This window comes from Verrucomicrobiales bacterium, from assembly GCA_016793885.1.
In the GTDB taxonomy this organism is placed as follows: domain Bacteria; phylum Verrucomicrobiota; class Verrucomicrobiia; order Limisphaerales; family UBA11320; genus UBA11320.
In genome coordinates this window covers 57,195-82,866 of record JAEUHE010000031.1, presented here as the reverse complement: position 1 = coordinate 82,866, position 25,672 = coordinate 57,195, and the positions used below count along the sequence as shown (strand labels likewise).

The 25,672-nt window shown below is 60.0% G+C and carries 14 protein-coding genes; 8 read left to right on the top strand and 6 right to left on the bottom strand.

The annotated features are described in order from the left end of the window. The first annotated feature begins 22 nt into the window (after nucleotides 1–22). Complete coding sequence (locus JNN07_04055; protein MBL9166891.1) at nucleotides 23–3,457, top strand: hypothetical protein; 3,435 nt, start codon at nucleotides 23–25, stop codon at nucleotides 3,455–3,457. Between the two features lie 406 nt (nucleotides 3,458–3,863). Here the strand turns inward: JNN07_04055 and JNN07_04050 are convergent, their stop codons facing one another. Both JNN07_04050 and JNN07_04045 read right to left on the bottom strand, forming a co-directional pair. Then, a complete protein-coding gene (locus tag JNN07_04050; protein ID MBL9166890.1) occupies nucleotides 3,864–4,775 on the bottom strand; it encodes an inositol oxygenase in 912 nt (303 codons plus the stop codon). 60 nt (nucleotides 4,776–4,835) lie between these two features. Beyond that, the gene (locus JNN07_04045) at nucleotides 4,836–5,195 is read right to left on the bottom strand and encodes a hypothetical protein (GenBank protein ID MBL9166889.1); all 360 of its coding nucleotides are present in this window, start codon (nucleotides 5,193–5,195) and stop codon (nucleotides 4,836–4,838) included. Nucleotides 5,196–5,477: 282 nt separating this feature from the next. Between JNN07_04045 and JNN07_04040 the strand changes: the two genes are divergently transcribed. From JNN07_04040 to JNN07_04030, 3 genes are all read left to right on the top strand, one after another. Beyond that, a complete protein-coding gene (locus tag JNN07_04040; protein MBL9166888.1) occupies nucleotides 5,478–5,972 on the top strand; it encodes a hypothetical protein in 495 nt (164 codons plus the stop codon). A gap of 131 nt (nucleotides 5,973–6,103) precedes the next feature. Continuing rightward, a complete protein-coding gene (locus JNN07_04035) occupies nucleotides 6,104–7,372 on the top strand; it encodes a TolC family protein (protein ID MBL9166887.1) in 1,269 nt (422 codons plus the stop codon). 42 nt (nucleotides 7,373–7,414) lie between these two features. After that, nucleotides 7,415–10,675 carry an efflux RND transporter permease subunit gene (locus JNN07_04030; GenBank protein MBL9166886.1) on the top strand — a complete coding sequence of 1,087 codons (3,261 nt, stop codon included), beginning with the start codon at nucleotides 7,415–7,417 and terminating at the stop codon, nucleotides 10,673–10,675. A 38-nt stretch (nucleotides 10,676–10,713) separates the two neighbouring features. On the opposite strand, the gene JNN07_04025 is transcribed toward JNN07_04030, so the two are convergent. Then, nucleotides 10,714–15,423: a PAS domain S-box protein gene (locus JNN07_04025; protein ID MBL9166885.1), complete on the bottom strand. Its 4,710-nt coding sequence runs from the start codon at nucleotides 15,421–15,423 to the stop codon at nucleotides 10,714–10,716. Between the two features lie 151 nt (nucleotides 15,424–15,574). On the opposite strand from JNN07_04025, the gene acs reads away from it, so the two are divergent. After that, entirely contained in the window at nucleotides 15,575–17,587 is a 2,013-nt protein-coding gene (acs, locus tag JNN07_04020) for an acetate--CoA ligase (protein ID MBL9166884.1), read from the top strand. Between the two features lie 265 nt (nucleotides 17,588–17,852). Here the strand turns inward: acs and JNN07_04015 are convergent, their stop codons facing one another. Further along, nucleotides 17,853–18,836: a VOC family protein gene (locus JNN07_04015; protein ID MBL9166883.1), complete on the bottom strand. Its 984-nt coding sequence runs from the start codon at nucleotides 18,834–18,836 to the stop codon at nucleotides 17,853–17,855. A gap of 334 nt (nucleotides 18,837–19,170) precedes the next feature. On the opposite strand from JNN07_04015, the gene JNN07_04010 reads away from it, so the two are divergent. From JNN07_04010 to JNN07_04000, 3 genes are all read left to right on the top strand, one after another. Further along, the gene (locus JNN07_04010) at nucleotides 19,171–19,401 is read left to right on the top strand and encodes an addiction module protein (protein ID MBL9166882.1); all 231 of its coding nucleotides are present in this window, start codon (nucleotides 19,171–19,173) and stop codon (nucleotides 19,399–19,401) included. 32 nt (nucleotides 19,402–19,433) lie between these two features. Further along, nucleotides 19,434–19,691: a hypothetical protein gene (locus JNN07_04005; protein ID MBL9166881.1), complete on the top strand. Its 258-nt coding sequence runs from the start codon at nucleotides 19,434–19,436 to the stop codon at nucleotides 19,689–19,691. A gap of 121 nt (nucleotides 19,692–19,812) precedes the next feature. Beyond that, nucleotides 19,813–20,370: a hypothetical protein gene (locus tag JNN07_04000; protein ID MBL9166880.1), complete on the top strand. Its 558-nt coding sequence runs from the start codon at nucleotides 19,813–19,815 to the stop codon at nucleotides 20,368–20,370. Between the two features lie 1,125 nt (nucleotides 20,371–21,495). Here the strand turns inward: JNN07_04000 and JNN07_03995 are convergent. Continuing rightward, nucleotides 21,496–22,962 carry a DUF1501 domain-containing protein gene (locus JNN07_03995; GenBank protein ID MBL9166879.1) on the bottom strand — a complete coding sequence of 489 codons (1,467 nt, stop codon included), beginning with the start codon at nucleotides 22,960–22,962 and terminating at the stop codon, nucleotides 21,496–21,498. A gap of 17 nt (nucleotides 22,963–22,979) precedes the next feature. Next, nucleotides 22,980–25,649 carry a DUF1800 family protein gene (locus tag JNN07_03990; GenBank protein ID MBL9166878.1) on the bottom strand — a complete coding sequence of 890 codons (2,670 nt, stop codon included), beginning with the start codon at nucleotides 25,647–25,649 and terminating at the stop codon, nucleotides 22,980–22,982. Between the last annotated feature and the right edge of the window lie 23 nt (nucleotides 25,650–25,672).

The following is a 25,672-nucleotide window of genomic DNA, read 5'->3' as shown; positions in this document are numbered from 1 at the left end:
CGCTTTAGGGGCGGGCTCTTCGTTGGCGCAAGGATCGTGGGTCGAGGAATCCCCGACGGAACTGGCCGGGTCCGCTGACTTTGATGGGGACGGGCGTGTGGACTTGGTGATGGTTGACCGTGCCACGGGAGACTACCGCGTTGGCTTTCTGGAATCGGCCGGTGGGCTGACGTGGATCCCGGCTCGGGGCAGCGGCATCCCAGGCGTGACGGGGATGGCGTTGGGTCCCGTTCGGGATGCGTCGGGATTGACTGGGAGCTTGGTGACCAGCAATCAGGCGAATCTGGCGTTGACGGCTCCGGCGGCGAACCGCATCAACCTCTTCAGCCCCACTCGTTCCGGCACTCCGCAACCCTACTCAGTGTTCCCGTCGGGATATGGACCCTGGGCGGTGGTGGCAGTGCAGGTCGGTGGAGCGGCGGCCAACAGTTGGCAGGATCTGTTCGTTTGCTCCGTCTACAACGAACCGGCAACGCCGGTGCATCTCGGGCTGATGCGCTCGACCGGTAGCAACTTTCTCAGTTTCTCCGATGTCACGAGTCCCGTGCCATTGAGCTTTGCGAACCGAGTTGCCCTCAAGACCGGCGCGCCACTGAACTATGCGGCCGGAATCTTAGGGGGGAGCGGGAGTAGTACGTTGGCGGTTTATGATTCGGGAGCCGGGACTATTGCCTTGGAGGATCAGGTTGCCGGGCTGCCCACGAACACGCTTTATGTCGCGGGGATTTTCAGCGGTTCTCCGCTGGCGACTTTTTTGACTTGGCGTCCAGGGGAAACCCAGGCGGTGATTCGGCCCCTGATCGAGCCGGCGGCCGGCGTCTTCCAATTCCGTCCGGCTCCGCTCGGTCAGCTCAGCTTTGGCTCGAATCGCATCGATCGGCTAGGGGTGATTTCCGGTCCCACCAATCTTCAGCTGACGGCACTGCTCAATGAGGGGGCGATCGGGGCAGTTTACGCCTATGACGGTCAAACCACTCTCCGCTTAATCCAGACCTATCAACCGGTTGCTGGCGAAGCGATCCAGTTTCTCCTCCCCGGCGGAGCAGGCGGCTTGCACGTGGTGTCTGGTGCTGGAGGGGTATCCACTCGGTTTGAAAGCCGCCGATGGGGTGGGAACGGCTACAATCCCGTGATGACCGGTTTCCTACCCTCTGCCCGATCCCGAGGGAATGGCGGAAATGTGGCCCAGTTTCAGTTTGAGCCCTTCGTGACGGAGGAGCCGCGGCTGCTCAGTTTGACGGCTGCCGGAGATTGGTCCTCGGGTCCTGTTTTTGGAGGCAGTCCTAGGACACTGTCGGTTACCAATGAAACGTATGGAGATACTCAGACTGGGTTGAGAAACCCGGTGGGCGTGAACCTCGGGCTCGGCCATGCTTCGGCGGCGTTCGCCTTGGTGAGCCAGCCCAGAAGAGAATTTAGTTTCTCCACCTTCGATCCGCCGCAGGGTGTGTTGGGTTCCGAGGTTCGGATCGATCCCCCGGCAGGGACATTCAACTCGGGGGTTTGTTTCCAACTCACGGCCTCGAACCCCAGCGATGAGCTGTTCTATCGACTGGACGGTGGCGCGTGGACGCGCTTCGTTTCGGGAACCCGTGTTCCACTCTACGCCCAAACCGTCGTTCAATACTTTGGTCGGCCGGCAGGGAATCCAGGAGCTCGATCCGCCATTGCCACTGCGATTTACCGGTTCACCGTGCCGCCTGATAAAATCGATTCCGATGAAGACGGAGTGCCGGATTTCGTCGAGGTGGCCAAGGGGCTGGATCCCAAGGGGGGTGCCGATTCCGACTTGGACGGGTTTCGTGATCTGGATGAGCTGCTTACCGGGACGAACCCCACCAATAAACTGTCCATTCCGCCACCGGGCCATGTTCCCTACACGACCCAGCTGCCGCTTGCGTTGACGGTGACTCCTCAGCCCTACCTGAATCCCGCGCAGGTTTCATCAGTCGCTGGAGCCGAAACCGGGACAGTGGTGCGCGTCAACGGTCTGAACGGAGCGCTCATGGCTTCGGGGAAAGTGGCCAGTTCCCCGATCGCCCCGGGTTTTGTTCAGTTCACCCTGCTAGCTAGCGCCGGAAACCTGATCTCTCTTTCGACGGATGAGCATTTCAATCGTCGCCCGGGGTCGACCAATGATCCGCTGGGACGCGAATTGATCCGCGCCTTTACCCTTCCAGCGGTGGAGCCGGTGACCATTCCCTTCATTCCGGGCAGCGGATCGGCGGAGGTGGAGGCGAATCGGTGGCTGGCGGGAGCGGCGACCTACTTGCTTTCGGGACCCAAGACGATCGTGGGAACTCGAGTGGAGCAGATTGACACCCTCATCGCCGCCTTGCTGGAGCAGAAGGTTGCTTCGATTCTTCAGTCGCAGGGGCAGGGCTGGGCGACCAATGTCACGCTGTTCCCCCAACGTCAGCGGGATTTTGATCGCACCAACCCTCCGACGGAGCTGCTCGTCACACTGGCCAGTCCGCAGGCTTCTAACTCCTGGAGTTTGCCGGGAGTTTTGCAGACGATCGACAGCCTGACACGGACGTCGACGTTGCCGGGAGTGGTCAACTTGCGATTGCTCACGGCGGATCTGTATCGCATCTGCATCGAATCCAACACTCCCACGGAAGCTCCTTACTCGCCGGTGTTGGATCAGCTGCGTTTGCTGTTCTCCGGAGCTGCGCTCAGTTCCAACTATGTGGCGGCCTTGGGAACTGGAACGAACAGAATCCCCTCTGCGCGCCTCGGAGCGCAGGTTTTGGTCAACAGCGCGGGTGCGCGTCCCCGGACGGTGGTCGACCTGAGGGTCCGTGCGGATTCGTTTGGTCCCGCCTGCACGGTACTGCAGGGCAGTTCTGGTCCGGTCAGCCTGGTGAACGCCTTCGGAGAGCCCTTTGGCTTCTCGTCGGCCCTGGAGCTGGTTCCTGATTCTCTGATTCGACTGGAGGCGTTTAGTGATCTTCCGTCCGACACTTGTGCGCCTCAGACGCTGGAGGTGATTGAGCTTCGGTTGGTGTTGATTCCGCGGGCCAACGATCGTGACCTGGATGGAAATCTACTCATCGATTCTTGGGAGCGGTTGTTCCTGGGTGGTACAGTGGGTCATGTGCCGTGGACGGATTCCGATGGCGATGGTTATAGCGACTGGCAGGAGATGGTGGAGGGGACGGATCCAAGCGATGGGTTGGGCCGGCCTTCGGTCCCGCCATTGCCGCTGGGCCCGCCGTCGATCAATATTTCCTTGAATGAGCAGGGGAGAGTTCGGTTGCGGTGGAACTGGCCGAGGGTTTACGCGAGCAAGTTACGATTCGCGATCCGTGCAGCATCCCGTGTGTCGGGAGAGAGTTTCCGGGATGTGGTGACCAGCGCGCTGAACTCGGGCGATGAGTTTGAGGTTAACCTCGAGGCTCCCAGTTCGGTAGCTGAGTTCTACATCGTGACCTTGACGAACGCGGAGGAGTGAGGGGCGGGATTCATCTCGGTTCGGCCCGAAGTGAACCACGGATTTCACGGATGACACGGATTTCGAAACGGATCCCCGAGTCGATGGGTGACGGCCAGCTGGGCCTATGGACTGCGGAGACACGTCTCCGCTTTTCCTGCGCCCCCTCCCATCCTACTAGGGTAGGGAGAGACTTGATCGAAGAGCGATCCGATTCAGTTTATAGTTCAGATCTCGTCGAGCCCACAAAGGCCCCAGGTTCCGCTCAAGTCGAAGGGCTACCCCGATGAGGGCATCCCGACATCGATGAACCTTCGTGGCTCCTCGCCGCGGCTACTTTGAAGCTTCCCACACCTTGGGCCTTTATGGGCTCGAGCAGAGTCTCGCCCTACCTGAGTGAGAGTCAGCGACCCACGGAGCTTCGCAATCACCACTTCAATTTGTCAGGCAGGTATTCCGCGACCAGATCTCGGTAGTAGGGAGTGAGCTCCTTCACGTTGGGCATTCGATCCCCTTTGGAATAGAGGTCGAAGGGATTGAAGGCTTTGACCCATTTCAACATCGATCGGTCCTGATCGTTGAGCATCCACAGATATTCGTTCTCGCGATGCAAAGGATAGAAGGAGTGATAGCGAATGATGTAGTGACTCTCGAGCGGGAGATAGGGCCGCATCACATAGTAGAGATATTCATCGTGTCCCCAGGACATGAGAACTTTGTCCAACCCGCAACCCGGGGTGTAGATTCCGTGGGGAGTGTTGTAGCGAGGGTCCTGGGAGTCTGGATTTTCGCTGAAGAACTCGGAGAAGACGATTTTTTCGGAGAAGCGGCAACCGACCGGGAAGGTGTCTCCGACCACCGACCACTGCGGTTCCTTATGGCAGCAGAGGATCTTGCCAAGATCGTGGATAAAGCAGGTCAGGACAAACCAGCTGGGCATCCCCGCCTCGCGGGCGGCTTCGCCGGACTGCATGGCGTGCATCAGTTGGGAGTTTTCGGTGTCTGGATCGCTGTCGTCCACGATGGTGTCCAACAGTTCAATCGCTTCCCAAACACTCATCTCGCCCTTGTTAAGCGGGCTGAATTCGGCCTGCTTCCTGCGCACAAAGTCGACTGTTTGAAGCCGGTGGTTCTGCTGATAGAACTCTTTCACCCCGGCGCGGGCCTCGGCACGATAGTCGCGATAACCCTCCCGCTTTTGAAGGGTATTCTGGTTTTTAAGAGGACCGGGCTGGTCAGGGAGGGGATTCGGATACCGCTTCTCCATGAAGCTTTCCCAATCTTCGAAGCCGGAGAGCGGGTTCTGCGAAGCCGATCGAACGTCAGGGGTGCTTTTCATTGGAAAATCAACCCACTTCGGCCCCCAGGTGGCCATCCCATTCTTGGCAAAAACTAAGGACTATTTGCCCTTGCCGTAACGTTGCGTCACAAAATAGTCGAGGGCGTTCAGCTGTTCAGGAGAGAGCTTCCCGGCCAGGGAGCAAAGATCCTTTTCCTTGGCGAGCTTGGCTGGTAGCAGCGATTGCAGGTCGGTCAGTTTGGCCTTTTGAGCACTCGCATCGCCCTGGCCTGAATTGACCTTGCCGGCAAAAATTCGCTGACCGAGGCTAAATTTCTCCCGGTCGACCTGGCTCTTCTCGACGCCGGTCCTAGGCAGGGCCATCCGGGCGGAATAGCCACCGGAAGCTTGCGCCGAGTTCATGATTCCTAAGTAAGAGAAGCTGAGAGTCAGAGTCAGGAGATATCCGATTTTCTTCATGGCGTACATGCACTTGTTGTTGGTTCGTCCGTTGACCGCAATTACTGCTACACGCGGGCTTGTGGCTTGAAAAGCCAGAAGCGGCTCCGGTGCTTTTCTTAAAGCATCCGGTCGTGGTGCCCTAGGTAAGCAGGCTTTGTGCCCTGGGTAGTGGTGGGACCTTTTTGCCTGGTCGGTTCGACCGTTTGCAGCTGGCTGAGAACGACCGGGAGTCGGGCTCCCCAACAAGTCGCTTGAACATTCCTTGAGCGCGAGTAGTCTAGAACTAGTCCTCGTAGACACATGAGTTTCTATCCGCGCCATTTTGTCGACTTCGGCCGCCGCCAGCTCTTGGCTGCGTTTTGGCTAGTGGTGTACTTGTGGATGGGGACGCCCTTGGCCCCGGTGACGGCCGCGGTGATTGCTTGTCTGGACGGAGAACACGGAGTGCAGATTTCCTCGCATCAGGGGGGAACCAAAGTCGTGCTTCGTCATGCGGGTCCGACTTTGCGGGGGCATGCGCACCGACTGGTTTCCACGGCATTGGTCTGGCTGGCGGATGGATCCCCGACCGCGACATCCGATCACGTGCTCAGTTTCCAAAAGGCACAGATTGCGAATTTCCGAGACTTCATCGAATCGATGAGTGTTCGAGTTCCGACGGGCACTTGCCTGCCTTCGGTTGCCCCTTTGGTCGGGTTGTTAGCGGGTTTCACATCCCTGGAAACGCCGCTGCTGGCGATCCCTCCCCCCTCCTGGTCGGTCAGCGTCGTTCGGTCCACGGTCTTCCTCATTTGATCCTTCTTGAGCCTGAGCGGTCCGCCTAACGGCGATTCGTTCGGGTTTTTTTGTGTCCGGATGTCGCCGCGTTGGCGGCATCACTTCGATACCTGACCCCGTTTGTTGAACCTGATCCCGTGTTTTGATCTATGATGAAGTCCATTTTGACCCCACTTGTTTTGATTGCTATCGCGGCCAGCCTGGCCGCCGGAGCCTCCACCAATGCCCTGCCACCCTCACCCAGCTCGCTCGTGGAGTTGGCGTTGAAGCAGAATCCTGAACTTCGGTTTTACGAAGCCGAGGTAGGTGCGGCGCGATCGATGAAGCGAACGGCGGGCCGGCTGGCGCCGCCGGAGGTGACCGGCAGCCTGGGACAGAAGCAGGCGCACGAGCGAGGTGGACGATTCACGGGGGAGGGGGTCGCTTGGAGCGTGGGGGTTAGCCAAGCGTTTGAGTGGCCCGGACGTCTCGGGCTGAGGAAAGCGATTGCGAACCAGGATGTGGCCCTGGCGGAGCTTGGGTTGGCTCGGTTTCGCAACGCCTTGGCGGCGCGGGTACGGGGTGAAGCCCATGCGTTGGCCGCCTCGCAGGAGAAGGCGCGAGTGGCTCGGGAGGTTGCCGACCGCTACCGAGCCCTTAGGGAGGTGTTGGTTCAACGTGATCCGTCGGGAGTTACTCCTCAGCTTGAGTTGCGGATTCTGGAGGCGACCGAGGTCAGCCTTCGACGGCGGGCCACCGAGTCCGGCTTGAGCGCGGAGGATGCCCGCCTGACCTTGAATCGCTTGTTGGGTCGCCCGTTGGAGGAGGAACTCACCGTGGTTTTGTCGGACACTCCGCGTCCAGCGGCACCGCGGCTCTCTGACCTTTTGGCCGCCGCTCAGACCAATAACTTCGAGTTGCGGCTCCGCGAGGTGGAGTTGGAGCAGCAAGGTTTTCGTCTGGAGCTGGCTCGCAATGAGCGTTGGCCCTCGGTTCGGCTGGGTCCGGAGTTCAGCGAGGAAACCGCGGGAGGGAAGGACCGCATGATCGGGGTGGGGATCTCCTTTCCGCTTCCCCTGTGGAGAAACAACAGCTCGAACATCGGGGCCGCGCGGGCCCGCGAAATTCAGGCTGAGACGCTGCTGGATCTGGCGCGTCGCGATGTGGAAAGACGGGTCATCTCCGCCAGCCGCGCCTATGGGGCACGATTGGATGAAATAGCGCAGTGGCGCCCCGATTCCGTCCAGCACTTCGCCCAGGCGGCGGAACTGGCCGATCGCCACTATCGCATGGCGGCCGTTCCGGCCACCACCTATGTCGAGCTGCAAAAGCAGTATCTCGAAGCCGTGGAAAGTCTGCTGGACACCCGGCGTGAGTTTAGCGCCGCGGCGGCCGAACTTGAGGAGCTTACGGGAGTGAGCTTGCTGGGGCTTCGCTGAAGCAGCCCAGACTGCGTCAAAACCCTTTCCAATGTAACTGACATGATCGATCGCATTCTTGAATTCTCCATGCGCCAGCGCGGGGTTGTGCTTCTGCTGACCTGCGCCTTGTTTGCCGGTGGCCTCTGGTCGGCCTTTCAGCTGCCTATTGACGCCGTGCCGGACCTGACCGGGGTCCAAGTCCAAATCAACACCGAGGTTCCCGTCATGGCCCCCGAGGAATCGGAAAAAGCCGTTACCCGGGCCATCGAGCTGGAGATGCAGGGTCTGCCCGGCGTGAGCGACATGCGGTCGCTCACCAAATTCGGCTTATCGCAGGTGACTCTGACCTTCGATGAAGGCACTGATATTTATCGGGCTCGCCAGTTGGTCGGGGAACGCTTGACCTCGGTGGTGGACTCTCTTCCGGAGGGCGTGGCACCGCAGCTGGCTCCCATCAGCACCGGCTTGGGAGAGATCTTCTATTACACCCTGCATTGGAAGTCCGATGCCTCGGCCCGGCCGGCAGACGAGCAACAGGCACTCATGGAACTTTATGATGCGCAGGAATACGTCGTGAAGCCCCTCCTGCGTCAGGTTGCGGGGGTGGCTGAGATCAACTCGAACGGAGGTCACCAGCGTCAGGTGCTCGTGGAGCCTGATCTAGCCGCGCTGAGCAATGCCGGAATGACCGTCTCCGATCTGGCGGATGTCATCCGCGGCAATGTTGAGAATGCGGGCGGCGGGATCGTGAGCAAGAACGGCAAGCAATTAACCATTCGCGCGGTGGGACGGGTGGGCTCTCCGGAGGAGATCGCAGAGCTTCCGGTGAAGTTCGGAGCTGCCATCACGCCGCTCCGGGTCAAGGATCTGGCGCGGGTGGCAGTCGGGGCGAAGTATCGCACGGGGGCGGCGACGATGGACGGCCAGGAGGTGGTGCTGGGCACGGTGATGATGCTCTCCGGACGGAACGCCCGAGTGGTATGTCAGGACGTGCTGCCACGGCTTGAGGGCGTTCGCGAGAAGTTGCCGAGCGGCATGGAATTGACCACCGTGTACGATCGGTCAGAGTTGGTGGACCGGACCATCGACACGGTAAAGCGAAACCTGTTTGAGGGCGCCGTTCTCGTCGTGGTCGTGCTGATGGCTCTTCTCGGGAACTGGCGCGCTGCTCTGATTGTGGCGCTGGCCATCCCGCTTTCCTTTCTTTTCGCCATCTCGGGCATGGTTCGGTACGAGATCTCGGGAAACCTGATGAGTCTCGGTGCCGTCGATTTTGGTCTGATCATCGACGGTGCGGTGGTGATGGTGGAGAACATTGTTCGCCAGCTGGCCCATCGACAGAAACATCTGGGTCGTGTGCTCACCGCGGAGGAACGATCCCATACCGTTCTAAGCGCGAGCAAGCAAGTGGCCAATCCCATGTTTTTCGGAGTGCTGATCATCACATTGGTGTACGTTCCTATATTGGCCTTGACTGGAATTGAGGGGAAAATGTTCCGCCCAATGGCTCTGACCGTGATGTTGGCGCTGGGCGGCGCGCTACTTCTGGCGCTCAGTCTTATGCCGGTGCTCTGCAGCTATGTGTTGGTCGGGAGGGTGGAAGAAAAAGAAAACATTCTGATGCGCCTGGCACGGTCCGCCTATCGGACGAGCCTGGTTCACGCCCTGCGCCTGCGTTGGTTGACGGTGGGTGGGGCGATGGCATTGTTCGCGGGCGCGATCCTCCTGTATGGGAGATTGGGTGCGGAGTTTGTGCCCAAGCTGGACGAAGGCGCCATCACGGCGATGGTCTATCGCGAGGTGGGAATGAGTTTGGAGGAATCCTTGGCACGGGAGCTGAAGGTGGAGCGGATTATTCTCGAGCAATTTCCCGAAGTGACTCGGGTTTTTTCTCGGATCGGCACCAGCGAAGTGGCGACGGACCCGATGGCCCCCAATGAGAATGATCTCTACGTTTTCTATCGACCGCTACGGGAATGGTCTCGCCAACAGGGCCGGCCGCAAAACAAGCGGGAACTCTGCGAGATGATCGAGAAGGCAGTAAACGCCCAGGTGCCCGGACACGAGTTTGAGTTTGCTCAACCCATCGAGATGCGATTCAACGAGATGCTGGAGGGAAGCAAGGCGGAGCTGTCGATGAAGATCTACGGGGCTGACTACGACGTTCTGGAGCGCTTGGCGGAGCAGTCCAAAGCGATTATCGGGGCTGTGCCGGGTGGTGAGGCGACCTTGGAGGTGAACGGGCGCAACTCCACCTTGGTGCTCAACGTGAGACGGGGCGAGCTCGCGCGAAGAAACCTAGCATCCTCGGAGGTGAATCGCGCGGTCTCGGTTGCGCTCGGGGGGGAGACAGTGGGAACCATGATCGAAGGGAATCGACGCCGCGACATTGTGGTTCGCCTTCCCGATGACCAGCGATCCGACATCGACAAGATTCGTGCGGTCCCCGTGCGTGTGGGCGAGTATGGGTTGGTACCCCTGGGAAAAATCGTGGAGGTGACAACCGTCAAAACCGTGGAACCCATCGGTCACGAGAACGCCCAGCGTCGGGTGGCACTCATGGTCAACGTGAAGGGTCGTGACATGGAGGGCTTCGTGCACGAATGCGTGGCTCGCATCAAGGAGCAGGTTCAGTTTCCCGGTGGATACACTTTCGAGTTTGGAGGTCAGTTCGAGAACCTTCAGAAGGCCCGTGCCCGACTTTTAGTCGTGGTGCCCGCCGCACTTGTGCTGATCCTGGTGCTGATCTTTGCCGCGTTTCGCAGCCTGCGGCAGACCTTTTTGATCGCCACGGGAATCCCCCTGGCTTTGACCGGCGGGATTGTGGCGCTCTGGCTGCGGGGCATGCCCTTCAGCATCACTGCCGCCGTGGGGTTTATCGCGCTCAGCGGCGTGGCGGTGCTCAATGGCTTGGTGATGATCACCTACTTCAATCAGCTTCGGGAAGAGGGCCTCGAGCTGCTGGAGGCCGTCATGGAGGGGGCCCTGACGCGGCTGCGGCCCGTCATCATGACTGCCGCTGTGGCGGCGCTGGGATTCGTTCCGATGGCAATTGCCACCGGGGCTGGCGCGGAGGTTCAGCGTCCGCTTGCGACAGTGGTGATCGGAGGGATTTTGAGTTCGACGTTTCTCACCTTGGTCCTCCTGCCAGTGCTCTACGCCTGGTTTGAGAGGCGGCCCGACTCCGACGCGGACGCGTCCGAAGCCTCGAGGTTGCGTCGATCCCCCCCTCGGGAGCGACGGCCAAGCTTCCAGGCTGTCACTCCGTCAAGTTCTGCGGGCACCCGTGCCGACTCGGCGGCCGAAGGATTGGTTGAGTGATGCCTTTGAATCGAAGCTCCTCTCCGCGAGTGCATCGGCTAAACTGGCTCTAGGTTGAGTGCAGCCCGCTCCGAGCTCATCTCCACCGCAGTTCCGGCGGGATCATCCAGCGCGAGTCGGACTGCCCGGCTGAACTCCGCGATCTCGAGCGGTTTTTGCAGAACGGCGCGAAAGCCCATGCGACGAGCCTTCTCGGTCGTTAGCCCTGCTCCATATCCCGTGCAGATGAGCATGGGCACGTCGGCGCGGAGTTCTCGCATGGAGAGAGCAAGGTCCACCCCGGAGGTGCCCGGCATGGAGTAGTCCGTGATGACCAAGTCGAAACTTCTCGGCGAGGCGCGGAATAGATCCAGCGCCTCATTGGGGTTGAGGAACGCGTGCACCTGATATCCGGAACGCCTCAGTACCCACTCTCCCAGTTTGAGCAGAGAAGGTTCATCATCGATGAGCAGGATTCGCTCCGAACCCGGCACGAACGGATTCGATGAGGGTGAGCTTGGGCTAGAGAAAGTTTCAGGAACCGCATGGGTCGCGGGCAGGTGGATAGTGAAGCGCGTTCCGGAGCCAAGGTGGCTCGCAACGTGGATGGTGCCATCGTGGGCTTGAACGATGCCGTGGACCACTGATAGCCCAAGACCTGTGCCTTCGCCCGGACCTTTGGTGGTGAAGAACGGCTCGAAGACCCGATCCAGCAGCGCTGGTTCGATGCCCGGGCCGTTGTCCTCCACGGACAGCTCGACGTAGTTGCCTGGTGAGAGTTCTGGATTCTGGAGAAGACCGGCCGTCCTGACCTGGCGCTCGCGGAGCACGATGCTTACCCGACCCTTGCGGTCGCCGATGGCCTGGGCTGCATTGGTGGCCAGATTGACTACGATCTGCTGAATCAGGGTGCTGTTACCGTAGATGGTCGGCACCGGCGAGTGGATGTTCAGGGAGACCTCGATCGAGGCCGGCAGAGTCGAGCGAAGCAAATTCAGCGTTTCCCCAAGGATGCTCTCCGGATGAAGTAGGGTGCGCTGGAACTCCTCACGCCGGCTGAAGGTCAGGATCTGGCGCACGAGTTCCTTGGCGCGGTGGCTGGCTTGCAGCACGTGTCCGAGGCAGTCGGACGCCTCCGCGTTGAGATCGAGAAGATGATGACGAGCCAGTTCGCTTTGGCCGATGATGATCCCCAGCATGTTATTGAAATCGTGGGCGATCCCCCCGGCCAGGGTTCCGATGGCTTCCATCTTCTGGGACTGCCGAAGTTGAACCTCCAGGTTTCTTCGAGCCTGGTCGGCCTCCTTGCGCTCGGTCACGTCGCGCAGGTTGGAAACAATCGCCTTTAGATTGGGGTCCTGCAGCCGGTTGGTGTCGGACATCTGAATCCAGCGGCAGGCGCCGTCCTGGTGACGTGCCCGAAGTTCAATCTCGGCGTGGGCCTCCGGCTCCAGCAAGAGTTGGTGGTAGTGGTCTTCCGCGGCTGGCTGATCTTCGGGCCAGAGCAATGTCACCAAGCGGCGGCCGACGATGTCCTGGGGCGAATACCCCAAAATTCGCTGCACCCCGGGACTCACATAGGTGCAGGTCATCTCGTGGTTTGCCATGACGATGCATTCGAACGAGTGCTCGATGGCCGAGCGGAAGCGGGCCTCGGCGGATCGGATCGCCTCCAGGGCCCGGGCCCGCTCCATCTCGACGCCCGCAACCTCGGCGAACAGCCTGAGGATCGGCTCGTTCTCGGGAGAAACCTGGAGCGGGGCGTCGTGGACGATGGCCAGCAGTCCGATGGGCTGCTCCTGGCTGTCGCGCACCGCGATTCCAAAGTAGCTTTCGGCTCCAAGTTTGCTCAGTAGTTCATCCTTGGGAAAACGCTCGGGGAGGCGGCTCGCAACCAGTTTGATGCCTTCCTTGAAAACCTCGGCGCAGGGTGTGTCGTTGATCTGTTTCCTAAAATTGGCCTCCGTTTTTCCGCCCAGACAAACGCCCAGCGTCGCCACCTCCCCAGAGTCCTTGTTGGGCTTCTCGGCCACCAGGGCGATTTTGGTTTGGAAAATCTCGGCGAGACTTCGTGCGAGTCGGGTGAAGAAGGTGTCCCCTGGATTGAGCGAGCGTCGCGACACCAGGGCTCTCAGGGCATCCTCCGTGCGTTTTCTGCGGGTGATGTCGTGGCAGAAAGCCAACAGCGAATCCTCCCCTTTGACCATGATGTTCTCGACCGAGGTGAGCATGGTCAGATACCGGCCGAACTTATCTCGGTAGCTGCATTCGAGATCGCGGATGGCTCGTCCAGCCTCCGCGGTTTCGATGATCAGCCTGCGTTTGGAGAGGTCGACATAGAAACCCATCTCGAGGGAGGTCTTTCCGATCGTTTCCTCGCGGGTGTAGCCCATCACTTCGGTGTAACGATTGTTGACATCGATGATGCGGTGATCCGAGCGGCGGGTAATGACAATGATCGCGGGGCTGGCATGGAATGCGCGGGCGAAGCGTTCCTCGCTTTCGCGCAGGGCATTCTCCGCCGTTCGGTTTTCGGTCACGTCCCGTACCACCCCGGTGACGCGGGTTGCCCGCCGCAATCCCCCCTCATTGGAAAAAAAGGTCTGCGACCGGGCGGCCAGCCAGCGGATGCTCCCATTCGGGAGGATGACCCGACATTCCTTCAGGAAGACACCATCACCTTTGGGATCGCGTGCTCGTCCGGCGGCCGCGGCCACCAGTTGGATGTCTTGCGGGTGGATAAGGTGGGCGATCTGATTCGCCTCCAGAGGAATCTCCGCCTCCAGCCCGAGGAGCCGCTTGAGAGTCGACGAGAGATGCAGTCGGCCGTTGACCAGGTCATTGTCGAATACTCCGCAGTCCGTGGATTCCAACGCCAGTCGGAGTCGCTCCTCGCGAATGACCAGGTCCTCCTCGATTCGCTTCCGATCCGTGATGTCGGTCATCACGCCGCGCACAATTCGAGAACCGTCGGGGCGGGTGGTGCAGGTTACGAGATCGTCGATCCAGACGGATTCTCCCCGGGCGTCGAGCATGCGGTATTGGATGCGATGGCTCCGCCCCGCCGCGATTTCGGTGGCGCTGACGGCCTGGGCGTGTTCGCGATCCTCGGGATGCAAGTGCGTGCGCCAAAAGTCGGGCTGGGTCCAATCCCCCAGCGGATATCCGAGCCGCGCGGCCTGTGGGGAAACGTATTTACAATGCTTGGCGGTGGGGTCGTGTTCCCACAGGATCACGTCGGTGCTTTCCACCAGCGTCCGGAAGCGTGCTTCGCTGGATTGGTGCTCGGCGGTTCGCTCGATGATTCGCTTCTCGAGTTCAGAGTTGAGCTTCCGGAGGGCGATTTCCGCATCAGCCGCCCGGCGGTTGGAAGCGCGCAGACCGCGGTGCGCCAACCCGAGGGCCACCAGACCAATGGCGAGCGCTGCGGAGAGGAGACTGACGACCAGGAGGGTGAGATGCAGAGGCCAGGGTGGCGGCGTCAACACGATCAGGTCCTGCTCGTCGGCCACCAGGATACGGGCTACGGGTCCCTCCGACGTGCTCGAGGTGATCAGGCGGAGAGTGCCGGAGACCTGAAGTCGCATCCCGCTTTGGAGGTGAGAAAGGAGCCCGTTGGGGTTGAACCGCAGTTGGACTTCAAAGCTCTTGCCCTGATCACGCATCACCAACAGCCAGCCATCCGGTTCCGGGCTGCTGTGAAGAAACTCACCCTCCACCCGAACCTGCTGGCCGTAGCGGCTCCACTCCGAGAGTTCCCGTGCCGGCATTGGCGTGGGGATGGGGAGAGTGCCTGGCGTCCGCGAAAGAAGTTGGACCAGTTGTAGCTGTGTCTCCCGGGCTGATGGGATGACGAGGGCGGTGAGTTCCACCGCCTCGCGTCGGGCCAGGCGTAACCCAGCGGGGGCGTGAACATGCACTCCGTTCTCGGAGTTGACCAGGTAGATGCCGTTGGTCTCGGCCAGGCTGACCACGCCCTGGACTCGAACCAGGGTGTTCTCTTGCGGACCGGTGTTCGTCGAGAAGTGATGAAGGGGGGTAGTTGGCAGCGCTGCCAGCATTTGGGCGGCGCTTTTCAAGACTTTGAACTGCTCGGGGCGCGCCAGCTGGATCATGACCCTGTTCACTCGACGCTGTGCGTCTGCGGTGGGCCCAAAAACACCCTCCACCTCGACCCAGGCGCTCGGTTGAGGCTTCGCATCGAGGACGTCATTGCCCAAGATTCGAACCTCCACGGGAAGGCCCTCACTGATCAGCTGGATCGCTGTGAGTGGCAGAGGATTGGTGACGGATGTTACGGAGCTGATGTATCCCCGTACCCTTACCAAACCGGCATCATGCTGTCCCCGCCAAAGCTCGGCCGCTCTGGCCGGGCGGGCGGGCGGCCAGACATCCGACTTGCCGAGCACTTCCATTCGATGAAGGTTGACGTAGGGCAGAAAAGATCCATTGGCCGCCAGGCCATGCACCACCAGTCGGGTCCCGGGCTCAGGAATCTTGTCGGATATCAAAGGATCACAGAAGATACCTCCGGTGTCATCTTGCAGGAAGAGGATCCTCCAGGCGGGATGTGAGAAGCTGACGGTTCCTTCAATTCGGACCGGAGGCGAAAGGTCCGCCTCTGCTTTGGACAGGCTCTGGACCGAGGCCGTGGTCGTCAGGATGTGGGACGGCCCTTGAGTGGTGAGTTCTTGGGCGGAAGTGGCCACGGCTAGAAGAATCGCCAGGGAGATCACCGTCGCGGCGATGAGTGAGATTCTAGCCGTCATAGAGCAAAATAGATTCGGTTTCCGACTGAATTGGGCATCGCGAGAGTAGTCGTTTAGGGCCTTCGAGGACAAGCAGAACTGCGAGCCGGCAGGGACAGCCCTTGACGCTGGCCGGTAGGTTCCTACAATCGCCCCACTTAATACCGATTTTATGGCCGCAAAATCTCAAGCTCCCACGAACAACTTTACCTCGGTTCTGCAGGAATCTAGGAAATTTAAGCCGTCCAAATCCTTCTCCAAGGCCGCGCACATCGGATCTGAGGCCGCTTATGAAAAGCTCTACCGCGAATCGATCAAGTCTCCGGACAAGTTCTGGGGTCGGATGGCCAAGCAGGAACTGGTGTGGAGCAAGTCCTTCAAAAAGGTGCTGCAGTGGAAGGAGCCGTTTGCGAAATGGTTTGTAGGTGGCCAGCTGAACGTGAGCGTCAACTGCCTCGATCGGCATCTGGACACCCCGACGGCCAACAAGGCTGCCCTCATTTGGGAAGGGGAACCGGCAGCGGACGGTAAGCCCGGCGAAGAACGGGTGTTGACCTATCGGCAGCTGCATCGGGAGGTTTGTCGTTTCGCCAATGTGCTGAAGCGGCACGGAATGAAGGCCGGCGATCGGGTGATCATTTATCTACCGATGATTCCGGAAGCGGCCATCGCAATGCTCGCCTGCACGCGCATCGGGGTGGTCCACTCGGTGGTTTTCGGCGGCTTCAGCGCTCAGTCGGTCGCGGATCGCGTTCAGGATTGTGGCGCCAAAATGGTGATCACTTCGGACGGCGGGTTTCGTCGTGGTTCCGTGGTTCCCCTGAAGAAGAATGTCGACGATGCGCTCCTCCTGAAGGACGCGCAAGGTCAGCGCTTGGCGAAGACGATCGAAAAAGTGATTGTGGTGCGCCGCACTGCCCAGGAAGTTCACTTCCAAGAAGGTCGTGACTACTGGTGGCATCGGGAATTGGAGTATGTGAACTCGGTTTGTCCCGCGGAGAAAATGGACAGTGAAGCGCCACTGTTCATTCTCTACACCAGCGGTTCCACCGGCAAGCCCAAGGGGATTCTCCACTCCACGGCAGGCTACCTGCTAGGCTCCAAACTGACCACTCGGTATGTCTTCGATTTGAAGGACACCGATGTGTATTGGTGCACTGCAGATATCGGCTGGGTGACGGGACACAGCTATGTCGTTTATGGACCGCTGGCGAATGGCGCGACCAGCTTGATGTATGAGGGCGCTCCAAACCATCCGGAGCCGGATCGCTTCTGGCGGATCATTGAGAAGTATCGGGTCTCCGTCTTGTATACGGCGCCGACGGCGATTCGCGCCTTCATGAAGTGGGGCGATGAGTGGCCGGCGAAACACGATCTGAGTTCGTTGCGCCTGCTCGGTAGCGTCGGCGAGCCGATCAACCCTGAGGCCTGGATGTGGTATCATGAGGTGATCGGCAAGAAGCGCTGTCCGATCGTTGACACGTGGTGGCAGACGGAGACCGGTAGCATTTTGATCACGCCTTTGCCGGGGGTGACCCCCACCAAGCCAGGTTCAGCAACCCGGCCGTTTTTCGGGATTCTGCCGGAAGTGGTGGATGACCAGGGCAAGGCAGTTGCCCGGAACAGCGGCGGCAAATTGGTCATTCGTAAGCCCTGGCCCAGCATGTTGCGCGGGCTTTGGGGAGATCCTCAGCGCTACAAAGAAGTGTATTGGACTGAGGTGAAAGGCTCGTATTTCACGGGCGACGGATGTCGCCAGGACAAGGATGGATACTTCTGGATCGTCGGTCGCATCGACGATGTTCTCAACGTAGCCGGCCACCGTATCGGCACTGCGGAGGTGGAAAGCGCGCTGGTGAGTCATATCTCCGTTGCCGAGGCCGCGGTGGTGGGACGTCCCGACCAGCTCAAAGGTCAGGCGCTGGTAGCTTTCGTCACTTTGAAAACGGGCGTGATTGCCCGGCCTGAGTTGCGCGAGGAGCTGCGACAACACGTCGGGAAGGAGATTGGTCCGGTGGCGAAGCCCGATGACATCCGCTTCGCCGAGGCGCTTCCGAAGACCCGTTCTGGAAAAATCATGCGTCGCTTGCTGAAGCAGGTCGCTGCGGGCGTCGAGATCAAGGGGGATACGACCACCCTGGAGGATCTCAGCGTGCTCGCGAAATTGGGGTCTGCGGACGACTAACTTAAGCAGGCGGGGCTGAGGGTGACTGGCATACCCTCGGCCCGGCGGTCAGGTGAGTCCATCCCGACTGGTTTCGCATGAACGGGGCATCAGTGGCACCGCAGAGACGGGAAGGGGCGCAGAGAAGACCAGTGCCAGACGGCTGTGGAGTTGAACCGCCAAGGACGCAAAGGACGCGATGTCCGAGGGGGCTCGGAGAAGATCCGCTCGGGCGATGCTGCCGCCTTTCACAAGAGCCGTGCCATAGCCTCGACGGTGGTTGCTCCTAGCGAGGCTGTCCAATCGGGCTGTTGAGCTCGATGAGGTTGCCTTCCGGATCCAGCAAATGGGCGGTTCGAACACCCCAATGCGGCCGGTCTTCCGGGGCGGTCAGGAATTCCAGACCCGACTCTTTCATGCTGACGTACACGGCGTCGATATCCTCCACCGAAAGCACCACCACAGGACGCTGTAGCGGGAGTGCTTGATCGTGGGGCGCGCTGACCTGGAGGGCTTCCGCCATGAAATCCCGGTGGAAGAGCGCGAGCACAGCCGCGCCGGTGTCGAGTTCCGCGTAGATTCCCTCCTCCTGAAATCGAACTCCCAGGCCCAGACGATTGCGGTAGAACTCCAGGGACTGTTCAAAGTCGCTGACCAACAGACGCATGTGGGAAAGCCGGAATCGGCGAGTTGGAGGCGGGGGGGAGGCCGGGTTCCCATCGGCCGGCTGCCCGATCAGTTCTCGTCGCTTGTGCAGGCAATAGGTGATGAACTCCTCCTCGGAGATGAACCGGCTCACGGCCTTGGGCAGCTGATCATAGACTGCGCCGAAGGCTTTCTCCATCAGCTCATCATTTTCGAGGGCGGAATTGGCCATCAGGAAGGGCTTCGTCTCCACGAGTTTGCCGGCCAGATCCTTGACGACAGGGGTGTAATCGGCCAGGAGACGGGCGGTTGCCTCGTGCGATCGGGCGGAACCTTGGGCGGCCAGGCTGCGCGCCCCTTCCGCGAGTTTGGCCGTGCCCCGCGCCAGAAGGCCGGCAGCCTCGGCCATGGCGTTCTTGGCTTCGCGCTTCCAGACCGAGGTGGCATCGGCTTGCACCCGAAGTTGGGGAAGGAGATGGATGGGGCGCCAGTCCGTCATTCCCGTTTCCCAGTAGTCGTCCTCGGGACGGAGGAAGCCCGAGTCCACGAGTTCGGCTAATTCTTCGATGGGAACTCGCCCGAGCGGTTCCCCGTTTCGCGCCAAATGTATCCAACGTTCTGACATGATTTAGGGACCAACGTAGTGCCGGGAAGCCCGCTTGTCACCGTCAGATCGATGCGTCGGTTGCCACGGGTGTAAGGCTAGGACCGATTTCGGGAACGATGCCGAGCCGCAGCCGTTTCTAGGTTGAACCGCAATGGACGCTAAGGACGCTAATCTCTAAAATTCGCGGCGACTATCAGTATCGATAAGCGCTACTTCATGATGGAAGAGTCGCGGGGTCGGACCACGGGAAGTGGTCCTGCTGAAAGGGGTTGGCTAAATAGGGATCCGTTGGGGGAGCAGGGGGGGATCAATCTGTATCGATTCGTTGGGAACAACGGCGTGAATCGTGGAGATGCTCACGGACTTCAAGCGTAAAGGTTGTTGCCGTGTGCTGCCTTCGGATGTGTTGGCTGAGTTGATCGACCGCATCTTATTGGCCCGACATGGTGGGATCGTCCCTGACGTCGAAGCGGCTTGGAAAACCGAGGTCGGTCGGCGTATCCATGAGATCGAGGAGGGGAAGGTGGAAGGCATCCCGCTCGAAGAGTCCCTGGCCGGCATGCGTAAAATCGCAGGCCTGTGAGGTAACTGCTCCATCCTGAGGCCGACGAGGAGTTGGCTGAAGCGGTCGGCTATTGCACGCAGATCGAGCCGGAACTGGGCATCCGCTTCTGCCGTGAAATGGAAAGGTTGCTGCGCGCAGTCTGCGCCGACCCGCAGCGCTTCTACAAATTTGATCCACCTGCCCGACGATACTTTAGCGCCCAGTTTCCCTATGCGGTCATTTACCTGGAGAAACCCGATCACGTCTGGATCGTCGCCGTCATGCACATGAAACGACCGCCCGGCTATTGGAAAAGTCGCCTCGGCTAGAGAAGAAAAGCTACTTTCAAATCCCATAGGAGCAAGGTAGGTTCCTCCTCGTGAACGGAGTTGGACTATTTCCTCATTTAGCCGCTGCTGAGCGTCATAATCATCCAGAGGAAGGCTGTGTATGCAAGTAAGAGGTCGCACATTTAAAGAACTACTGCGCCAATACTGCTTGCCCACATTGGCGGCCATCTTAGGCTTTGCTGCTGGGTGTTCAGTGATGGCGCTGAAGAGGGGTGGACCGCCGGATATTGATCGGGTCGACAATAATCATGACGGGGTTGCGGACGAGATTTACCAATACCGCGATGGCTTGATCTGGCGCGCTATGATTGATCGAGGATTTACTCAAGTCTTTGATATGCGCCAGCATCACACCAATGGGGTTGTTCATTTGATCGAATTGGATAACAATGCAGACCGAAACATTGATACGTCACAGTACTATACGAACGGACGCCTTGCCATGATGGAGCAAGATCTGGATTTTAATGGGCAGGCAGACGCGAAAACGTACTATGAAAGGGAGTTGCAGTCTGTGGTCGTTATCGCCCCTAACGGGGCGCAAGTTCCAAGCGTGGTAAAATTGTTTAAGAATGGAGTTCTCGCGCGCCGCGGCCAGGTGTCGCAACCTGGTAATCTTTTAGTTACGAATTGGACCGATGTGGACCCGTTTGAATAGAGTTGCGGTAGAGCGACGGACGGTACCTAGGTGCTGATGGGCGGCGGATTCTTGGGACCAGCGTTGATTTAGCTGGATGTCCGTCGGCTACGCAAACAACGACGCAGCTAAACATGGTGAGGGTTGTGAGGATCTGAGGAATCTGGAAAGTGAGCTGCTCACCTTTGGCCAAATAGGGATCCCCTGGGGGAGCCAGGATTTGAAATAGCTCTACGGCGTTCGAAACAGCGACCGAAGGAATTCCAGAGCCTATATTCATTTCTGCGGAATCAACCGATTAATTCATACGGACCTTCAATCTGCCAAAAGGTACTATTCGCAAGATTCGCAATGTGGATACACTTTGGTCCCGGGCAGTCCGTTTTGATCATTCACAGGAAGGGGTGCCTCCAGTCGTAAAATGGGTCTCCACTCAGACCCTTGCTGGGAATAGAACTATGAAATTGCCCTGGATCTTTGAGAGAATCTTCTTGATAGCGACTGCCTCGGTACTTTACGCGGCGATCCTACTGACGGACTTTGGATATGGTGCAGTCAGCCGACGATTAGTCTGGGAGAACAAGGATCGAAATGCTGAATACGCTGCCGGAGTACGTGAATTCTACTTCGCGATCAAAGGCGACAGATCAACCATAGTTGGATGCGCTACAGGGTTGTATATTCTGAGCGTGGTCTCGGAACTGCTTCGAGCTCGCGAGAAGCGCCAAGGCAAGCCAAAGGTATGACCGAGCCCAATCTCCCTTTTAAGCGACTTTGCCCTGGCCGTTGGAGTTTTGGGCGATGAAGAGTTTGATGAAATCGACCAGCTTGTCCTGTTGGCGACGGGGGCGACGGGAGGCTTCCTCAAGAGCATGGCGCAGCTTGCCGGCCGGCACGGCCGACCGTTTGCCGCTGCCTTCCCCGAGGAGTTGAACTGATCGATGCAGATTTGCAACGCTAGAGGGAAGCGGAGTGCACGATTGTCACGCGAAGGAAAAGCGGTGTCGGTGCCACCGCGGTCCATAGAAGTCGCTAAGCGAGATCCGGCCGCGTTAGAGAGTGCGACCATGCATCCGGGCAATGTGCATGCGGAGAGGACCTTAGGGACCGTGCAAAAATAAATTCGGGTTATTTTTGCTCGGTCCCTTACATCACGAAGCCCACGGGGGGCGTTGAGCTGCCCGGCAGGTAGAAGTTCCCGATGTTGGGGAACACGCTGGTCAGGTTGGTTGGGCTTACTCCCAGCCAGAGCGCCAGCTCGGCGAAAAACTCATCGCAGCTGGTCGTGGGGATCAAGCGGCCCCGCCCGGTGTCCAACGGATTCTTTTCCGCCCCGCGCTCCGGATTGAGGGCCAGCGAGGGAAACTGGCCGAAGAGCCGGCGTCCGCGCACGGCTCCGCCCACCACCAGTTGGTTCCCGCCCCAGGCGTGGTCCGAACCTTTGGCGTTGCTGGTGAGCGTGCGACCGAAATCTGAAGCGGTGAACAGCGTCACGTTCTGTTCGGTTCCCAATGTGTTCATGGCTTTCTGAAACGCCCCAATGGCGGCGCTGACCTGCGGCAGCATCGCCCCCTGCGTTTCGAGCACCTCACCGTGGTGGTCCCACCCATCCCAGAACACGAAGAAGGTTTGGCGCTGGGCTCCAATGATCGAACGTCCCTGGATGGCGCGGGCAATCATCTCGAGTCGGTAGCCCAGGTAAGTGCTGGGGAATTCCACGCCGGCCGGAAGCGGTTTGGCGGTGGCGTTGGAGAAGACGTCATTGGCCTCCAGGGCCCGCCGTTTCCCGACATTGAAAGTTTGCGCCAACAAATTGCTTTGCTGCAGGGCCAACTGGCTGTCCACCGCTGTGCTCAGCGCATTTACCACCGCCTGATTCGGCTCCCAGCGCGGGCGATACCCGGTCATACCCACCGACCCCTCGGGGGTGATCGCATACACCTCCTCCGATTGGCCCGTCTGCCACACGTTGTTTCCGTCCAGCGAGATTTGCATGGGGACGACCCGGTTGGCATTGAGCTCGGCCAGCAGATCGGCCATGCGTCCTCCCCAACCGATCCCCGATCGCGACTGGGGAATGCTGGTTTGCCACTGTTCGAGCTGGTCGGAGTGGGAATATAATCCCAGGGGCAGGCGGCGGAGGTTCTTCTCCACCTCCGTGCGGTTGGCCACGCGCTCGATTAGGGTGCCTACGTTCGCGACGAAAGCCGCTTGGCCAGCTTCGAACAGCGACGCGATTTCGGGCATTCCGACATGAACTCCGTAGGCGGGGAGGCCGATCGGCTGGATGGGCAGCAGCTGCTCGGGGGGCAGCGCCAGGATGCCGCGGGCCGCCCGGTATTCGGCATAGGCCGCCTGCTCGCGGGGGACCAGCATGTTGAACGAATCATTGCCGCCGCCGAGGAAGACGCAGACCAAGGCTCGGTATTCCCCGTTGGTCGGCGCGCTGGCCGCCGCCACCCCCTCGCTCAGTTGGAGGTTGAGCAGGGTGTTCAGCGCCGGGAGACTGCTCATCGCACCGCAGGTGGACGCGCCCAATCCGCCGAGGAAACGACGCCGGGAAATCGAGGCCGACGACGACCGGTCTCGACCATTCACGATACAGGGATTCATGGGAGGGGGACGTTGGTTCATTGCAACACGTTGAAGTCGGACGAGGTGACCACCAAATAGATGGCGAGTCGCAGGCGCTCTTTGTGCCATTGCCAGGTGGAGGTGGGGATTCGCTCCATGGCTTCGCGGATGATCTGGAACTGCGGCGGGGTCAATCGTCCGGCGGTCAACGCGAGATCCAACCGGCGGAGCAGGGGATCGGGGTCCATCGGTTTGATGGGGGGGACGTGTTGACCGATCATGTGAGCCGGGACGATCATGGCGAGTTCGGGGAGCAGGTTCAGCCGCACCGAGTAGTTGGTGTTGCCTGATCCCCAGCGATGCAGGTCGCCGAGGATCGCATTGAAGAAGTAGTTCGGGCCGCTGATGGTGGAGCTGGCGTTGATGAGTTGAAACTCCGGTGCCACGAAGCCCTGTTGAGTCAGAGGACCTGCTGGGCTGTGGTTGGGCAAGTAAAAGTTGAAAACGCTGGGCGCATTCAGGGGATCCTGGAGGTGATCCAGCTGGAATTGATCGAGCGGGTACCAGCCCGAGGGCGAGCTGGCGTTGAAGGCGCGGGCCAGGTTCACGCAGCGCAGGAATGGCTCGCGCAGTTTGCCCCATTCCGGACGGCTCCACGGTTCGCTGGTGCGCGCCTCGGAATCCAGCAGGATGGCCCGGATCACCGCACGCAGATCGCCTCTCACTCCCTGCCCGTTGTCTGCGAAGGCGGCGGACACCCGGGCCACATAGCCCGTGCTGGGGTTGGAGGTGATCAGGCGTTGGATGAGCTGGCGGCCGATGAACGGGCCCGTGTTGGGGTGCTGGAAAAGCAGATCGATCGCCGCATTCACATCCGCCAAACCGGCCGTGCCCTGCTTGCCGGGACTCGGGCTGCGCAGCGGCAGTTCTAGTCGGCGCAGCAAGACTTTCGGGTCGCAGTCATGAAAGGCATCCCACATTTGCATGGGAACGGTGAGATCCCTCGGGTAGAGCAGGAATCCCTCATTGTTGCCGAAGCTCAGTCCGGTGAACACGCGGGCCAATTCGGTGATGTCGCGGTTGTCATAGGTCGGAATGGGGCGGCCCTCCGGACCCACTTGACGCGATCCGTCGGGGTTCAACTCCCAGAGTCCGATGCTGAACAGCTGCATGATCTCGCGGGCGAAGTTTTCGTCCGGGAACGTTTGCTTGGTGGAATCGGCTTTGCGATTGCCCACATGACTCAGATAGATGCCCATGGCCGGGTGCAGTGCGACGTCGTAAAGCAGATCGCGGTAGTTCCCGAAGGCGTGCTTGACCATCAGGTCGTAGTAATTGGCCATCCCGCGCTGCTCGGGGCCCAGCTGCTCCGGTCGGTCGGATATGACCAGGATCTGGCTGAGGGCGAAAGCGACCCGTTGGCGCAAGGGATCGGGCAGCTCTTCCGTCGGTGAGTCCGGACGTAGTTTGGGCACCCCCATGGCCCGGTTCCACCAAGAGTTCTCCTTCCAGTTTCCGTAGAGTGCCAGACGTTGGCCGTTGAAGGTGGCCCAGGTCACCCAGGGCTCGATCAACCCCAGCGGCCGAGTGAACTGATCCTCGAGCCATCCGGCGAAGCCGAGCTCCATAACCTGCTCCACATTCTCCGGCACCTCGTCGGCATCCTCGGCTGAATCCTGATCCGGACCGAAGGCCGCTTGCAAGAGGAAGCGGGCGGCCGCTTTCTCGGAGGGTTTGCTGCTCTCCGTCTCATTGCGCACTGTCAGAGTGACCGACGGGGTCGTGCCGAGAGTGTATCCCGCGCCGGGAAGGAGGGTGACCACGATGGTTTCGGGACCTTCGTTGTCATCGGTGTCCGGAAGCGGATGGAGTTCAATCCACTGCTCCCGCACGCCCGGTGCGAACCGTAGGTTGCGGGTTGCCACCGTCCGGTAGTCCACTCCGTCCACCGCGGTACCGGTGAGTTCGAAGTTCACGGTCAGTCCGCCGATGCCACCGCTGCGTCGGACGGCCACCACTCCGGGATCCGGCCAGCGCTCGCTCATCCAGGGGTCGAGCACACCCAGAGTGAGGGTGCTGGGGAGGTTGAGCTGGCGGTTTACCCGCTGAAGGTCTGACTCATCCTGGCGGTCGCTATGATCCGTGAGCGGGTTGAGTCCCAGGTTTCGTTCGGCTGAGTCCGTCAACCCGTCGGCATCGGAGTCAGCGTCCGTGATGCGGAGTTGGAAGAACCGCGATTCACCGGTGGCTTCGAGTGCACGGACATAGGGGGCGTTGGAGTCGGCCAGGTCGGTTAAATAGGTCTGCCCGCCGTCCATGCCTGGATGAGGAGAGGCCAGGAGCTCATAGCGCTTGCCGGCTACCCGCGAGAAGGAGAGCTGAACCTCGCCATTGGGGTGCCGTGTCATTTCCAGCTGGGGATGAGACGTCCGGTCCAACGCATCCGTGCCCGCGATGGACTCCTGTTCGTTAGTGAATCCATCGCTATCCGGGTCCTGATCGCGAACCAGTTTGGCGGGTTGGTAGCTCAGCTCCCAGATGTCTTCCAACCCGTTGGCATCGATGTCCAACACCGCGGCGGGAGCGAGGGGCGCCCCCGGCACGAGGAGCAACCCAACAGCCAACGCCCGAAACCAAACGGCATTTCCGAAACTCGGGCGGCACGGCGGACAGCTGGGGAAACTCGCAGGGAGGTGCAAACTCGATGGCGGTATGAAAGCATTCATGCGGATACAACGCTGAAAATCCT